The organism is Adlercreutzia faecimuris (genome assembly GCF_022669055.1).
In the GTDB taxonomy this organism is placed as follows: Bacteria; Actinomycetota; Coriobacteriia; order Coriobacteriales; family Eggerthellaceae; genus Enterorhabdus; species Enterorhabdus faecimuris.
Genome location: NZ_JAJMLW010000001.1, coordinates 281,644 through 297,845, shown reverse-complemented (window position 1 = coordinate 297,845; position 16,202 = coordinate 281,644). Strand labels below are relative to the sequence as shown.

The following is a 16,202-nucleotide window of genomic DNA, read 5'->3' as shown; positions in this document are numbered from 1 at the left end:
TCCTTTCTACTTGGCGGACGTGCGCTCGTCGACGAAGCGCGACGCCTTGTGCTCCGACGACGTGCCGAGCCTGCCCGCATCATACACGATGACCTTGGCGGGCCGCACGCCGGTGTGCGTCTTCAGCGCGTTCTCAACGCGGCGCGCCACCTCATCGTAGGGCTCCTCGGATCCCTGGGCGCGCTCGACGGACACCTCGTACTTGGTGGTGAAGTCCTGGTCGTACACGCGGATGGAGTACTCGCCGGTCAGGCCCTGCTCAGCGCGCACGACGTACTCGATGTCGGTGGGGAACACGTTCACGGCGCCGACGATGAACATCTCGTCCTTGCGGCCGGTGACGTGGATGCGGGCCAGCGTGCGGCCGCACTCGCACTTCTCGGTGGACACGTAGCCGATGTCGCCGGTGCGGAAGCGGATCATCGGGCGCGCCTTCTTCATGAGCGTGGTGTACACCAGCTCGCCCTGCTCGCCCGGCTCGAGCACCTCGCCGGTGGCGGGGTCGACCGTCTCCACGAGGATCTGGTCCTCGACGATGTGCAGGCCGTCCTTCGCCTCGCACATGGCCGCGCAGGCGCCGTAGATGTCGGACAGGCCGAAGAAGTCGACCACCTTCGCGCCCCACAGGTTCTCGATGGCCTCGCGCGTGGACTTGATGGAGCCGCCCGGCTCGCCGGCCACGATGATGGTGTGGATGGAGAAGTCCTCGCGCGGGTCGAAGCCCTTCTCCTTCGCCTTCTCGCCCAGCTGCCAGGCGTACGACGGGCTCGTCCAGATGACGGTGGGCTGGTACTGCTTGAGCACGAACAGCAGGCGGTCGGAGGGCACGGCGCCCACCCAGATGGCCAGCGCGCCCAGGCGCTGCGCGCCGATGACGTCGGGGCCGCCGACGTACAGGGCAAAGTTCAGTCCGTGGACGTAGCGGTCGTTGGGGCGCATGCCGGCCTGCCAGAACAGGCGCGCCTCAGTGTCCTGCCACAGGTCGAAGTCCTCCTGGGTGAAGGGGCTCACCGTGGGGACGCCGGTCGAGCCGGACGAGGTGGCCATGAAGACGACCTCCTCCTCGGGCACCGAGCACATCTCGCCGAAGAAGCTGCCGACGTGCTGGGTGTCGCGCTCGGTCTTCTTGTCGATGAAGGGGAACTTCTCGATGTCCTTCAGGCAGGTGATGTCGTCGGGATGAACCCCGGCCTCGTCGAAGCTGCGCTTGTAGTAGACGGTGTTCTCGTAGGCGTAGGCGACCATGGCCTTCAGGCGCTCGAGCTGCATCGCCTCGAGCTCGGGGCGCGGCATGCACTCGATCTCCGGATCGTAGTACTTCTGATCGTAGGGAATGTCCTTGGCCATGGGGGCTCCTTCGCTTCTGGGGTCGTGCGCCGGAAAAACCAGCACGTCGTATGAAACCACTGTTCGCGCGCGCGGGCAAGGCTCCCGATGATTCGATGTTCTGATGGAATGCTATAGGAAAAAACGATAACCTGGCTTAGCATTGGGAAGAGAATTATAGGGGAGAATGTTTCACGTGAAACATTCTCGCGCCGCCGCGGCGAGACGGCGCGCGCCTCGGCATTCGAAGGGAGAGCCGGCATGACCTTGCAGCAGCTTCGGTACCTGATCGCCATCGCGGAGCAGGGATCCATCAACGCGGCGGCGGCGCGGCTCTACGCGTCGCAGTCGAACCTGTCGACGGCCGTCAAGGAGCTCGAGCGCGAGCTCGGCATCACCATCTTCACGCGCAGCAACCGCGGCGTCACGCTCACCAACGACGGCACCGAGCTTCTGGGCTACGCGCGCCAGGTGGTCGAGCAGGCCGACATGCTCGAGGCACGCTACGCCGGCGATGCGCCCCACGCGCGGCTGGCCGTGTCCACCCAGCACTACTACTTCAGCGTGCAGGCGTTCATGCAGGTGGCCGACGAGTTCCAGGGCGACGAGTACGACTTCATCCTGCGCGAGTGCGCCACCGGCCAGATCATCGACGACGTGCGCTCCTTCCGCAGCGAGGCCGGCATCCTCTACGTCGACGACTTCAACCGCCGCGTGCTCGAGCGCGCCTTCGCCGAGGCGGGCGTGTCGTTCTACCCCCTCTTCCGCGCCGGAGTCCACGTCTTCCTGAGCGAGCGCCACCCACTGGCCGGGCGCGCCGTGCTGACGCCGGAGGACTTGGAGCCCTACCCGCGCTACTCCTTCGAGCAGGGCGCGGACAACTCGTTCTACTACGCCGAGGAGCCCTTCAGCTTCCTGCCTCATAAGAAGGTCATCCGCATATCCGACCGCGGCACGCTCACCAACCTGCTCACCCATCACAGCGGCTTCACCCTGTCCACCGGCGTGCTGTCCGAGGAGATGCACTCCGGCATCGCGTCGATCCCCCTCGACACCGACGCCACCATGGAGGTCGGCTACCTCATGCACGACGAGCGCAAGCCGAGCGAGCTGCTCGTGCGCTACATCGACGCCCTGCGCGAGGTGATCGCGCGCAACCCCACCGTCGACGAGTGCCTGCGCTAGGGGCGGATTCCCGCGCCCCTGGCGGCCCATCCGGATAATTTTCCCCGCCCAGCATCGAGGTGCCGGCAGGAAACGGTATCCTGAATCTAAATACCCATCGCCCCACCTAACCGGGAAGAGAAGCCGCCATGCCAAGTTCCGCCGATCTGAACCGTCGCGCGAGCGTGCGATCCGACATCCTGTCACGGCTGACCGCCGTCATCCTCGCGCTGTTCCTCCTGGCCTTCTTCGGGGTCACGCTGAACAACACCGTCACCATCAACGGCCAGGTGCAGACCGTGAGGCAGGGGCCCTACCCCGTGTCGGTGGCGGCGGGCCGCGTCGAGACGCTGCTCGTCCAGCTGCGCACCATATCCGAGCGGCCGGCCTACGTGCGCAACGCCGAGGTGGCCCAGAGCCTACGCTCGTCGTTCCAGGGGATCGACGCGGGGCTCGCCGCCCAGCTGGACTTCATCGCCGACAACCACGTGAGCGACCCCTCCGCCGCCGAGGAGCTCTCCGAGGGCTACCGCGAGCTCGCAGGGGACGTGCGCTACTACCTGGGCATGGTGTCCAACCCCGCCATATCCGACGAGGCCATCCGCGCCTACGCCGAGGGCACCATCTTCCCGCAGATCGAGAACCTGCTGGCCATCGACATCGCCATCCTGGACGAGTCCACCGACGCGGTGGACGCCATGTACACGACGGTCACCGCCGCCGGACACCAGACGCTCATCGTGTCCTGCGCGCTCATGGCCGCCGTCGTGTTCTCTCTCACCGTCTACCTGACCATCCTGCGGCGCAAGTCCGACCGCGAGAACCAGCTGCGCGAGAGCCTGGAGGAGGCGCTCGAGCTGGCCCAGAGCGCCAATGCGGCCAAGTCGTCGTTCCTCTCCAACATGTCCCACGACATCCGCACGCCGATGAACGCCATCGTCGGGCTGACCGCCATCGCCGACTCTCACCTGGACGACCCCATCCGCGTCAAGGAGTGCCTCGCGCGCATCGCCACCTCGTCGCGCCACCTGCTCGGGCTCATCAACGACGTGCTCGACATGGGAAAGATCGAGAGCGGCAAGATGTCGCTCAACGAGGATCCCTTCTCGTTCCCCGACCTCATCGGCGAGTTCGTCACCATCGTGCAGCCCCAGGCCAAGGCGAAGAAGCTGCACTTCGACGTGGTGGTGGGCAACATCGCCAGCGAGATGGTGATCGGCGACGCCATGCGCGTGAACCAGGTGCTCATGAACCTGGCGGGCAACGCCGTGAAGTACACCGAGGAGGGCGATTCCGTGCGCATCTCGGTCACCGAGGAGCCCACGCTGCGCCCTGGCTACAGCAACTACCGCTTCGTCGTGCACGACACGGGCATCGGCATGGAGCCGGAGTTCCTCGAGCACATCTTCGACCCGTTCGAGCGTGAGGGCAACGAGAAGACGCGCTTCACCGAGGGCACGGGCCTGGGCATGGCCATCACGAAGAACATCGTCGACCTCATGGGCGGCACCATCACGGTGGAGAGCCAGCCGGGCGTCGGATCGACCTTCACCGTGATCGTGCCGATGCGCCCCATCGCCGACGACGAGGAGGATCTGAGCGACGACTGCCTGGAGGGGCTGCGCGTGCTGGTGGTCGACGACGACCGCGACGTGCTGGAGAACACCCGCGCGGTGCTGCGCGGCTTCGGCGTGCGCGGCGAGTGCTCGGCGTCGGGGCTCGAGGCGGTGGCGCTGACGAAGGCCGCCCACGAGGAGAGGGACGACTACCGCGCCGTCATTGTCGACTGGATCATGCCGGGGATGGACGGGCTGGCCACCATCCGCCAGATCCGCCGCGAGGTGGGCGACGCCATGCCCATCGTGCTGATGAGCGCCTACGACTGGACGGAGATCGAGGAGGAGGCGCGCGAGGTGGGGGTGTCGGCCTTCGTGTCCAAGCCGCTGTTCCGCTCGCGCCTGTTCCACGTGCTCCGGTCGGTATGCGTCGACGGCGCGCCCGAGGAGGCGTTGGTGGCCGGGTCGTCGCGCCGCCCGGTGTCGGGGCGCGTGCTGCTGGTGGAGGACAACGAGCTTAACCGCGAGATCGCGACCGAGCTCATCGAGCAGCTGGGCGCGTCGGTCGAGTGCGCCTGCGACGGCCAGGAGGCCGTGGACATGGCAGCCCGCGCCGAGGAGGGCCGCTACCAGCTGATCTTCATGGACTGGCAGATGCCCCGCATGGACGGCATCGAGGCCACCGAGGCGATCATCGCCCAGGAGCGCGAGGCCGGGCGCGCGCACGTGCCCATCGTGGCGATGACGGCCAACGCCTTCAACGAGGATCGCTCCCGCGCGCTGGCGGCCGGCATGGACGGCTTCATGGCCAAGCCCATCAACCTGGCCGAGCTGGAGCGCAACCTGCGCGAGTACCTGGGGTAACGCGTGTGGGGCCGCGCCGCGCGCCCGACCCTACACGCAAGAGGGCCCCCGATATCCCGTCGGGGGCCCTCTCCTTTTCGCGCCGTCGTCCTCGCGGTCGGGCGCGCGGCTAGATGCTCTTCAGCAGCTCCATGACGAAGTCGGCGTTGACGGCCATCTTGTCAGCCGACACGTTCTCCACCACATCGTCGCTCTGGCCGAAGTAGGCGGGCTTGCCGCCCTCCATGCCGGCCAGGTGCATGGTCTGGCAGCCGCGGCGCATGGCGCAGGCGGCCGCGCTGTCCATCCAGGTCATCGAGCCGGAGCCCACCGTCAGGCCGACGGCTCCCGAGGCCTTCTTCACCAGGCGCCTCATGCGCGACGACGCCTGACGCGGCAGGTAGGCGCCCTCCTTCTCGATGAGCGTGAGGTCGCCGGCGCCCAGGGCGTCCAGGTCGATGATGATGGCGCCGCGCATGTCCTGCGCGTGCTCGTCGAGGAACGCGTTCATGCCGCCGTTGCCCGCCAGCTCGGCGCCCAGGGCCACGAACCACACCTCGGTGTTGATGTCGGGGTTGCGGAAGCGGACGATATCCTCCACGCCGACGCCCTCGTCCGGCAGCTCAGCGGGCTGCTCGGGGCGCACGTCCTCGGACAGGGTCGACACGCGACCGAGCTGCTCGCGCGAGAATCCGCCGCCGTGCCAGCGCCGGGTGCGGCCGGCGGGCTCGTCCTGCTCCTCGTAGAGGGCCTCGTACACCTCGCCCCCGTCCTCATCGTCGGCCTCGTCGTAGTAGCCATCGTCATCATAGCCGTCGTCGTAGCCGTCGGCATCCTCGCGGAAGCTCTCCCAGCCGCCGCGCGCGGCGCCGGCCGCCTGGGCCTCGAACTCGTCGTCGACGTCGAGCCACTCCTGCGGGGTCGTCTCCTCCTGGGCCTTCTTCCGGCCGAAGCCGAACTTCCCGAGGAAGCGGGACGCGCGCGACTTGGGCATGTCGACGTAGCCGGGCCCCGAGAACGCGCCGGTCTCGGTGATGACCTCCTCGTAGTCGGAGTCGTCGGCATCGTCGACGTACATGTCGTCGGGATCCACGTCGTCGAGCAGCTCGTCGCCCACCGGGGCGAAGGCGCCGGTGGAGCCGGCCACGGCGAAGGCGCCTGCCCGGCTGACGCTCGTCGCCTCGAAGGACTCCTCCTCGACAACGGCCGCGGGGGCCATCGCGCCGGAGAGCGAGGGAAGCGATGCAGCGGAGAGCGCGGGCTCGGCCGCGGGGGCGTTAGCGATGGAGGGCAGCACCGAGCGCAGGTCCTGCACGCGGCCCGTGGCGGGCTGGCGCTCCTCGGCCAGGGGCGCGGGCTGCTTGCTCAGCTCGTCGAGCGGGGTGAGCGCGTCGGCCTCGGCGCCGATGGAGGGCAGCGAGATGGCGCGGCGCTTGCGCTTCGTCGGCTTCTTGCCGGCGGCGCCCACCGCGGGAACGGCATCGGCCAGGGCGGCCGCGGGGGTCTGGATGGAGGGGATGGCGGCGGCCAGGCTCTCAGCCACGGCGGCACGGTCGACCGGCGTGGCCTCGGCGGAACCGGTCAGCGGACGCGGCTCGCGGAAGGTGACCTCCTGGGCGCGCACCTCCTCGACGGCGTCGTCGAAGATGGCCGCCGGGGTCTCACGGCGCTCCGCCCCCAGCACATCGGGAGCCGCGGGGGTCGGGATGTCCAGGGGCACGGGACGGAAGGCGATGGTAGCGCCGCCGGCCGGCTCGTCGGCGTCCTGGGGCGCGGCGGGCGTGGCATCGGCCGGGGCGGGCGCGGGCGCAGACGCGGCTTCGGCGGCGTCCACGGCAGGGACGGCAGCCGGGGCCTCGGTGTCCTCGGCGCGGCGGAACCCGGGCGCCTTCACCTCCATGATGCTCTCGCGCATCTGCTGGAGGCGCTGCTCCGTCTCGGAGATGCCGGTCTCGGCCGGCGCGCTGAAGCGGTTGGGGCGCTGCTCGGCCAGCGCGGCGTCGAGGGCCTCGGCGTAGCGTGACCGCTGCACGGGGGCCTCGCGGTCGTCGGCCTTCTTCGCCTTCTGCTGCGCGGCCTTGAACCAGTCGGGAACGGAGGGCTCGTCGCGCTCCTCCGGCTCGATCTCGATGGGCTCGTCGACCTCGGGCGCGGCGCCGTCCGGGGCGGCGTCCTGCGCGGCCTCGCCATCGGCGGCTGCCAGGGCGGCCGGTTCCTCCTCGGGCAGCGGCTCGGGCTCGGGCTCGGGCAGGTCGATGCTGATGGTCTCGCTCACGGGCTTTCCGGTGAGGGCGGCGACGGCGGCCTTCGCCGACAGCAGGCGCTCGGCGGCGCTCTCCTCGCGCGGCGCGGGGGTGCCCGTCTCGTAGACGAGCTCGGCCCCGTCGGGGGCCGCACCGGCGGCACGCGCGGCGTCCGCCCCGTGGATCACGGCATCGCCGTCGCGCAGGCGCTCCAGCTCGGCGGCGGACAGTCGGCCGCGGCCCACGCGGGAGGCCACGTCCATGAGCACGGCCACGCCGGCGGCGTTGCAGTTGGCGCCCTCGTTGTACGAGGCGGAGCGGTGCAGGATGGCCAGCAGCAGCGGCCACGCGGCGGCGAGCAGCGCGATGACGGCCACGACGTTGAGCGCGACGGCCGCCGTCCCCTCGAGGGTGGTAAGGCAGCGCACGGCCAGGATGACGGCCGAGACGACGATGCCGCCGATGGCCGCCCAGTTCAGGATGGGCAGGGCCGACAGCAGCGGCGGGTTCGCCTCCACCTGCACCTTGCCGCTGTCGTAGTGGGCCACCAGCACGATCTTGCGGCGGCGGCCCGAGCCGGCCTCGGGCGAGAAGTCGGGCTCGTACTTGGCGATGACGTTCTGGCTGACGCCGCGGTTGAGGAAGCGGGACACGACGGGCTTGCCCAGCGCCTCGGCGACGTACACGGCGCCGGCCACGACGGTCAGGACGAGCGCGGGGATCACCAGCGCCGACACGAAGATGGCCACCACGGCTGCCAGGGCGACGACGGCGCTGCAGATGGCGCGGGGAAGGTCGGCGTCCGGGTTACAGCTGAAGTCCTCGATGGAGGCGGGAAGGCCCGCGTCGGTCTGCAGCTGCTCGGTGATGTAGAGCGCGGCCTGCTGCTCCTCCTCGGTGCCCGCAGGGCGCGGCCCGATGGTCTGCGATAGGTACGCGACGTGCTCTTGTATAGCGGCCATGTAAGGAGCCTTTCGGTTTTCCGTTTCGATGCCAAGGAACAACCAGGGCACAATTACCGCTAGTATAAGCTATTTCCCCAGGCTGCCCAAGTAATCCCGCAGAAATGCGTCTGCATCGCCAGCCTGGAGCCGCTCGGCGGAGTACGACGCCGCCGTGTCCGTCGCCGCGGCCGCGTAGAGCGGGCCGACGATGCCCGTCGGGTCGCCCGTGAGCGCATGCGCTGCCTCGACTGCCTGGGCGTCCAGGTCGTTGTAGCGGGCATTCTGGTCGGCCATCTCCTGCTTGTTGCGCGCAAGGTAGGCCTTATCCGAGGCGATGGCCGCGTACTGGGCGTCGATGCGCAGGGTAAGGTAGTCGCGGAAGGCGGAGAAGTCGGCCCGCGGGTAGGCGGCCGCGGCGGCGTCCAGCCCGTCGCGCGCCTCGGTGAACGCGGCGAGGGCCTGCTCGCTTATGGCCATGGACTCGCCCACCGTTGCCTTCGACATGGTGGCCAGCTTGGCCGCGGCGTCCCGGGCCAGGCCGTCGGCCTCGAGAGTCTTGTCCCACGACGTGACGGCGGCCTGCTGGGCCTGGCGCGCGGGCAGGGCCTCGGCCATGAGGGCGCGTCCCGCTGCGATCATGTTCTCGCGGGCGTTGATGGAGGCGAGCGCGCGGTTGGCGACCTCCTTGTCGCGGGCGTCGACCAGCTTGGGCTGCACGGCCAGCACGTCGGCCCGCGCCGTGGCGAGGTCGGCGAGCGCCGCGTCGAGGGCCGGCTGCATCGCCTCCCAGTCGGCGGCCTGCTGGGAGGCGTCCCCCTGGGTGATGCCCTCGTTGACGCGGGCGGTCACCAGCTCGTCCATGGGGAGGATGGCCTCGTCGGCGCGCTGGATGTCCTCGAGCGCCACCGACAGGTCGCCGCGCAGCACCTTCTGCGCCTGGATGAACGAGTACCCCACGCTGCCGAGCACCCCGGCGACGACCAGGGCCGCGGCGGCGCCCACGGCGAACACGGCCAGGCGGCGGCGCTTGCGCAGCGACTTGCGGCGCGCCACCTCCTCGGGAGGCGCCTGCCAGGAGGTGCGGCCCTGAGCGCGCGGGGCCCCGCCGCGCGTGCCCGTGCGGGGAGCGGCGTGCACCGGGCCCGCGACGGGCGCGTAGTCGCCCTCGGTCGACACGAACTCTCCCGAGGGCAGCGTGATCCCGCGCTCGCGGGCCGGGGTGCTGGGAGGCTTGCGGCGCCCACCTAAGGTGAACAGCGGGATGGCGCCCAGCTTCCGCAGGGCACCGCCGCCCGGGGCCTTAGGCGCGCCCGCCGCCGAGCGACCGCGTGACTTCACGCGCCCGCCCCGGCCCCCGCGCGTGCGATCCTGCGCGTCGTCGAGCGACTCGCGCGCCGCGTCGAGCACGCTGAAGGACAGCTCATTGGAGGTGCCCTGGGTCGCGCGCTTCACGTGCGCCGCGTGGGTTATCTTGTGGCCCCGTTTCGCCATCGCTCGCCTTCCGCGCCTCCTAGGACGCCTGCTCGAGCGCGGCGATGATCTCGTCGATGGTGCACACCGTGATGTTGCGGCTCGGCAGCGACTTGAGGAACGACTTGCCGTAGCCCTTGGTCACCAGCCGCTTGTCCGCCAGGATGAGGACTCCCTCGTCATCGGCCTTGCGGATGAGGCGGCCGGCGGCCTGCTTGGTCTCCATGACGGCGGCGGGCAGCACGTAGCGGCGCCACGCCGCGTCGTCGCGGGCCCCGCGCTCACAGGACAGCGGATCGGTGGGCTTGGCGAAGGGCAGCTTCGGGATGATCACGCCCTTGAGCGTGGCGCCCGGCGCGTCGAAGCCCTCCCAGAAGCTCTTGAGGGCGAACAGCGACAGGTGCTCGTCGGCCAGGAAGTCGTCGCGCAGGCCCTTCACCGACACGCCCCACTTCTGGCACACCAGCCGCAGGTCGTCCTCCTTGAGGGCCGGCTGGACGGCCTCGAAGCTCTTCTCCATCTCGCGGCGGTTGGTGAACAGCGTGAGCATGCTGCCGCGCTGGGCGCGGTGGGTGCCGACGAGGAGCCGCTCGAGCACCTCCAGGTAGCGCGGGTCGTTGGGCTCGGGCATGTCGCTGGCCACGAACACGTGCATGTGGGCGTCGAAGTCATAGCTTGACGCCAGCAGCAGCGTGTCGCACGCCGACGCCTCGCTCGTGTTGAGTCCCATCGCCCCCTCGAAGGCCGCGAAGGAATCTCCCACCGTGAGCGTGGCTGAGGCGAACACCACCGAGTGCGTGTTCGCGTAGAGCATCTCGTCAAGCGCGGCGCCCACGTTGAACGGCATCGCCGTCAGCTGGTCGACCGGGCGATCCCCCTTGCGGCTGAGCGTGGCGGCATAGACGTAGGTGTCGGGCGCGGTGACGAGGATGACCTCGACCGCGCGCATGATGTCCTTGAGCTCCAGCGCGATGGAGGCGATCTCCCGCTGCACCACCGCGGCGCCCTCGGCGTCCTCGAGCAGCGCCACCATCTCCTGGCACGCCGTGACCAGCTTCTCGGCCCGATCCGCCATGGCGCGGCCCTTCTCCACCACGTCGGCCCAGGTGGCCGACGAGCGGATGTCCGCGTTGATCCACAGCTCCACCACCTCGTAGCCCTTGCCGCGGCGGTTCGTGTCGAAGAACAGCAAGCCGCGCAGGGCCTCGCAGAACGGCTCGGCGGCCTCGGCGAAAGCCTGGCCGGCGCTGCGCGCCTTGTTGGCCAGGGCGTAGAACAGGGCGGCGCCCTCCTCGCGGCCGGGGATGACCGCCGCGCGCTCGGCGCGCGAGAAGACGTTGCGCGATGACTCGTCGCCGGCCACGCGGCGCGCGAGGAAGCGGATGTCGTCGGCGGGCATCTCGATGGAGAACGCGCGGCGCGCCTCGTTCTCGGCGCCATGGGCCTCGTCGACCACCCAGTAGCGGATGGGGGGCAGAAGCCCGTTGTCGGCGGCCAGGTCACAGAAGAGCAGGCTGTGGTTGGTGACCACCACGTTGGCAGTCTCGGCGCGGCGACGCGCGCCGTGCACGAAGCAGCTGGTGCCGTAGAAGGGGCACTTGCGGCGCAGGCAGTCGTGGCTCGTGGTGGTGACGCTGCGCCGCGGCAGCACGCGGTAGTCGATCTTCAGGCCGTCCAGGTCGTCGTAGTCGGTCTGCTCGATGAACGAGAGCAGCGCGGCGAGCGCCGGGGCCTGCGGGTACTCCTTGTTGCCGACCGTGCGCAGGCGCGGGCCCTCTTCCACGATGCGCTCGATGCGGCGCAGGCACGGGTAATGCGAGAAGCCCTTGAGCGACGTGAAGGTGAGCTCCTGCCCGCGCGCCGCCAGCGCCTCGGCCAGGGCCGGCAGCTCGTGATGCACCAGCTGGTCGAGCAGGGCGTTCGTCTTGGTGGCCACGCCGACGGTCACATTATTGATTAAGGAGGTCATGGTAGCGGGAACCAGGTAGGCCATGGACTTGCCGACGCCCGTGCCCGCCTCCACCATCAGGTTGCGCGAGCTGTCGAAGGCATGGCGCACGGCCTCGGCCATGACGCGCTGCTCCTCGCGCGGCACGTAGTCGTCGTAGAGACCGCCGACCAGGCCCTCGGCGGTGAAGGCCTCGGCGACGTCCTGCTGCGTCGGAAAGCGTAGATCGCGATAGGGATCCTCGGCGATGGCGTCGGCATCCAGCTTGGCGCGCCGCTCGTCGCCGCGCAGCCGCTCACGCCGCATCGCCCGGAGCGAGAACCGCTCCGCCGCCGGGGCGAACGCCGACAGCTGGGTGCCGGCCGTTGCGGCGGGCGCCGCGGGAGGCACGCCGAACATCACGTCGAACTCATCGCGCGGCGCGGCGGCGGGCGACCCGATGGACGCGCCTTGCACGGCGCCCTCACCCTGCAGCACGCCTTCTCCTTGCGCGGTGTCCCCCTTCTGCGTGACGCCGGGTATTTCACGTGAAACATCCGCAGTGGCGGGCGCGCCCTCCAGCAGGTCGGGCGCTATCTCGAGGCCCTCCTGGGCCTTACGCCGGGCGAAGTAGTCGAATACGGCCACCGTGGGCCACTGATCCGCCGGCGCCATCTTCGCGATCTCGCGCACCAGCGGCTCGGGCATGGCGTCGACGCCGGCCAGCAGGATGCGGAACAGCGCGCAGGTGGCGGCCACGTCCTCGTCCGCGCGATGGGTCGACAGCGGCGCGCCGAACGCGCGCACCAGATCGATCAGCCGGTGGGACTTCATGCGCGGCAGCGCGATGCGCGCCAGGTCGAGCGAGTCGAGCCACTGGTTCTCCAGCAGTGGATAGCCCGCCGGGTGCTTCGTGGTGAAGTTACGGTCGAACTCCGCGTTGTGGGCGACCACCTTGGCGTCCCCCACGAACTCCACCAGCTGGGCGAGCGCCTCCGCCGGAAGCGGCGCGTCCGCTACGTCCTCATCATGGATGTTCGTCAGATGGGCGACGTCATCCGGAATAGGTTTACCAGGGTTAACAAACGTGATGAACCAGTCGACTATCTCCCCGCGCTCCATGCGCGCGGCGGCGATCTGCGTCAGCTCGTCATGGCTGAGCGAGAAGCCGGTCGTCTCGGTGTCGATGACCACGATGTTGCGGTCGAGCTCGCCGTAGTCCGCCGCCGCGGCCTGCGCGGGAAGCGCGGCGTAGCGCGCCACCACATCCGCGCACGTCCCGTCGCTGATGAACCGCGCCAGCTCCCCCGGCAGCTCGGCGCCTTCCGCTCCTTCTCCCGCGCAGAATGTTTCACGTGAAACATTCTCGACGCCCTGGGGCGCCGCGCTGGCGGTCTCCTCCGCAGTATCCTCAACGAGCTTGTCACTCATGCGTTCCTCGAATCCCATTGGATAGGTGAATTCCGCGCCTCTCTCCCGCGCATGGCCGGCCGTTTGCAGGTGAGGGGTTCCTCTCAAGGCGAAAACAAGGGAGAATGACCCGACAACAGAAGAGGGCGCCTTCCGGCGGCTGCGCGTCCCGCTATTGTAACAACCCCACCGTACCCCGCGGAACGGAGAGCCCCATGAATCAGTATTTCGGTACATATCATCGCTTCGAGACTGAGTCGAAGAAGGACGCCGGGCGGCTGCTCGGCGCCGACAACCTCGTCGGCGACGCATACCGCATCGAGTGCACCATGGACGGCGCCGACCACAAGGCGTGGCTCGTCAGCCGGTTCGACCAGCGCATCGGCTTCTTCGACCCCGAGTTCTCGCGCGACCTGAGCATCCTCTCCGCGCGCGGACTCACCCTCACGGCCGTGCTGTCGTTCATCGCCTTCACCGAGGCCCCCGAGCCGGGCCATTACTGGGGCGAGATGGCCGTCATGGCCTACGACCCCCACCAGGCTGACGCGTTCGAAGCTTTTGTGCAGAACGTGGCGCTGCGCATGCAGGACGGCGTGCGCGTGAACGTGACCCTCAGCGACGAGGGAGTAACGCGCGTCATCGAGAGCAACGGCACCTGGCTGCCCGACCAGACCGTTCCCATGCCCGCCAAGGAGAAGGGCACGGTGGTCATGAAGAGCCGCCGTTCCCTCAGTGAGAAGGCCATCGAGCAGGGGCGCAAGGGCAATAAGGGCTGCTATATCATCAGCTGGGCCTTCCTTCTGGCACTAGTGGCCGGCGCTATGTTCGCCCTCAAGTCCTGCGGGCTGTTCTAGCGTTTACGAGGCTCGCCACGGCGTGTCCTGGCGCGATGACGCCGACTTCCCTGCGGTGAGCCGCATCACGTTGCCCCTCGTAACCCACCCATTCCAACGAACAGGGCCCGGAATGTTTCACGTGAAACATTCCGGGCCCTGTTTTCGTGTTACCCCTTGATCCGGGAACCTAACGCCGCGCATCCTCCAGGGCGAAGCCGATGAGTTGCGTGCACAGGTCGGGGAAGCTGATGCCCGCCGCTCGTGCCGCGTCGGGGAGAAGCGACGTGGCCGTCATGCCGGGGATGGTGTTCGTCTCGAGGATCCACGCCACCCCGTCCTCGTCCAGGAGGAAGTCAGAGCGGGACATCCCCGCGCAGCCGAGCACCCGGTGCGCGGCGACGGCCTGCTCCCGGATGCGGGCGGCGATATCCTCAGGCAGACGGGCGGGGCAGATGTGCTGCGATCCGCCGGGCGCGTACTTCGACTCGAAGTCGTAGGAGGCGCTCTGCGGGATGATCTCGATGATCGGCAGCGCCGTCGGATCGTCGTTGCCTACCACGGCCACCGTCAGCTCGGTGCCCTTGACGTAGCGCTCCACCAGAAGCCTCTCGCCCACCTGGAAGGCCTGATCGATGGCCCCCTCCAGCTCCTCGGCGGACTCGACGATGAAGACGCCGAGCGAGCTCCCCTCGGTATTAGGCTTCACCACGCACCGTTCCCCCAGCTCAGCGACTATCTGGGCCACGGAGACCAGCTCATCGCGCGTCACCACCAGCGATTCCGGAGTGGGGATGCCGGCCGCACGGTAGAACACCTTGGCCTTCTCCTTGTCGATGGCCAGCGCGCTCGCCCACACGCCCGAGCCGGTATAGGGAAGTCCGATGGTCTCCAGGAACCCCTGGATCGACCCATCCTCGCCTCCCTTGCCGTGAAGGCAGAGGAAGGCCACGTCGAAGCTGCCCCCCAGAAGAACCTCTAGATCCCCGCGGTTCGCTGGATCAAGCACGCTGACCTCAAACCCTGCCTCGACCAACGCCGAGCGGGCACCCTCACCCGAGGCCAGGGAAATCTCCCTCTCCCCGCTGGAGCCGCCGGCCAGAATGACAACCTTACACGATGATGGATCAAAGGATTCGAACATACGTTCCCCACCTTTCCATGAACTAAGATAAGCGGCCGCAAGTATAGCATTTGCCTATGAAGAATGTTTCACGTGAAACATTCTTAGGCCACTTCCTCCACTTGTACCAGGGCAAAATGTTTCACGTGAAACATTTTGCGAGCGCTTTTCCCATTCTGAAGTTCAAATGTTTCACGTGAAACATTTTCCTCTCACACCGTCGCCTATAATGGCGGCATGATGAATGAGATAAAGACCTACAACCTCAGCCAACTTGAAGATCTGACCTCACGATATGGCCAGCCGAAATTCCGTGCCAAGCAGCTCTACGAGTGGCTGGTGGGAAAACATGCCATCTCGTATGACGAGATGACCAACCTCCCTAAGGATTTCCGAGCTCAGCTCGCACAAGACTACCCCCTCGCAACCTGCGAGGTGATCGACCGCCAGGTCTCCAAGGATGGAACCAGGAAGTACGTAGTGTGTTTCCATGACGGCTGTATGGTCGAGACCGTCGCCATGCCGACAGGTGAGAACGACGAGCGTCTGACCGTATGTTTCTCCACCCAGGTGGGATGCGCCATGGAATGCGCGTTCTGTGCGACAGGTCGCGAGGGCTTCTGCCGCAACCTCACCGCCAATGAGATGACGGAGCAGGTATCCCTCGTCGAGCGTGACTTCGGCCGCAGGGTGACTAATCTCGTTGCCATGGGACAAGGTGAGCCCTTTCTCAACTACGATGCGCTCATCGAGGCCCTTCGCATGGCGAACTCCGCTGACTCGTTCAATATCGGCGCACGGCATATCACCGTGTCCACCTGCGGCATTATCCCGGGGATTGACCAGCTGGCCGAAGAGCCCGAGCAGTTCACCCTCGCCATTTCCCTGCACTCGGCTATCCAGGAGAAGAGAGATCAGCTGATGCCCCGCGTCTCTCACCAGCCGCTTCCTTCTCTCAAGAAGAGCCTCAAACACTACGTCGAGAAGACCAACCGCCGCGTGTCCTTCGAATATCTCCTCATTAAGGGTGTCAATGATGGGGAGGAAGACCTCCAGGCGCTGCTAGACTTCTGCGACGGACTCCTCTGCCACGTGAACCTGCTCCCCATGAACAAAATCGCCGGCTCTCCCTTCCAGCCGTCTCCTCGCTACATCGCCGATCACTGGATTAGCACACTTGGTAAACATCACATCGAGGCCACAATGAGACGATCCCGCGGCTCGGACATCGCCGGCGCCTGCGGACAGCTGAAGAACTCACTCCAAAATGTTTCACGTGAAACAATCTGAAATGTTTCACGTGAAACATTCCCCTGCATAAAGAAAGGGCCCCGACCAAAGCCGGGGCCCTTTCTTTATGCGT

General features: G+C 67.9%; 9 protein-coding genes. 4 read left to right on the top strand and 5 right to left on the bottom strand.

Going from position 1 to position 16,202, the window contains the following annotated elements; all coding sequences use genetic code 11:
* Positions 1-6 precede the first annotated feature (6 nt).
* A complete protein-coding gene (locus LPT13_RS00935) occupies positions 7-1,347 on the bottom strand; it encodes a phenylacetate--CoA ligase family protein (protein ID WP_242162600.1) in 1,341 nt (446 codons plus the stop codon).
* Between the two features lie 240 nt (positions 1,348-1,587).
* Between LPT13_RS00935 and LPT13_RS00930 the strand changes: the two genes are divergently transcribed.
* On the top strand, positions 1,588-2,511 hold the full coding sequence (locus LPT13_RS00930; protein ID WP_242162598.1) for a LysR family transcriptional regulator: 924 nt from the start codon (positions 1,588-1,590) through the stop codon (positions 2,509-2,511).
* A gap of 128 nt (positions 2,512-2,639) precedes the next feature.
* The gene (locus tag LPT13_RS00925) at positions 2,640-4,910 is read left to right on the top strand and encodes a response regulator (protein WP_242162596.1); all 2,271 of its coding nucleotides are present in this window, start codon (positions 2,640-2,642) and stop codon (positions 4,908-4,910) included.
* 109 nt (positions 4,911-5,019) lie between these two features.
* Here LPT13_RS00925 and LPT13_RS00920 read toward each other — a convergent pair whose 3' ends face one another.
* The 3 genes from LPT13_RS00920 to LPT13_RS00910 form a co-directional block, all read right to left on the bottom strand.
* Complete coding sequence (locus LPT13_RS00920; protein WP_242162594.1) at positions 5,020-8,094, bottom strand: aminopeptidase; 3,075 nt, start codon at positions 8,092-8,094, stop codon at positions 5,020-5,022.
* Positions 8,095-8,163: 69 nt separating this feature from the next.
* A complete protein-coding gene (locus tag LPT13_RS00915) occupies positions 8,164-9,567 on the bottom strand; it encodes a hypothetical protein (RefSeq protein ID WP_242162592.1) in 1,404 nt (467 codons plus the stop codon).
* Between the two features lie 19 nt (positions 9,568-9,586).
* A complete protein-coding gene (locus LPT13_RS00910) occupies positions 9,587-12,904 on the bottom strand; it encodes a helicase C-terminal domain-containing protein (RefSeq protein WP_242162590.1) in 3,318 nt (1,105 codons plus the stop codon).
* Positions 12,905-13,098: 194 nt separating this feature from the next.
* On the opposite strand from LPT13_RS00910, the gene LPT13_RS00905 reads away from it, so the two are divergent.
* Positions 13,099-13,737, top strand: a complete 639-nt coding sequence (locus tag LPT13_RS00905) for a hypothetical protein (RefSeq protein WP_242162588.1) — start codon at positions 13,099-13,101, stop codon at positions 13,735-13,737.
* A 169-nt stretch (positions 13,738-13,906) separates the two neighbouring features.
* Here LPT13_RS00905 and LPT13_RS00900 read toward each other — a convergent pair whose 3' ends face one another.
* Entirely contained in the window at positions 13,907-14,860 is a 954-nt protein-coding gene (locus tag LPT13_RS00900) for a D-alanine--D-alanine ligase family protein (protein WP_242162586.1), read from the bottom strand.
* Positions 14,861-15,076: 216 nt separating this feature from the next.
* Here LPT13_RS00900 and rlmN point away from each other — a divergent pair, with 216 nt between their 5' ends.
* Positions 15,077-16,129, top strand: a complete 1,053-nt coding sequence (rlmN, locus tag LPT13_RS00895; RefSeq protein WP_242162584.1) for a dual-specificity RNA methyltransferase RlmN — start codon at positions 15,077-15,079, stop codon at positions 16,127-16,129.
* Positions 16,130-16,202: the final 73 nt, after the last annotated feature.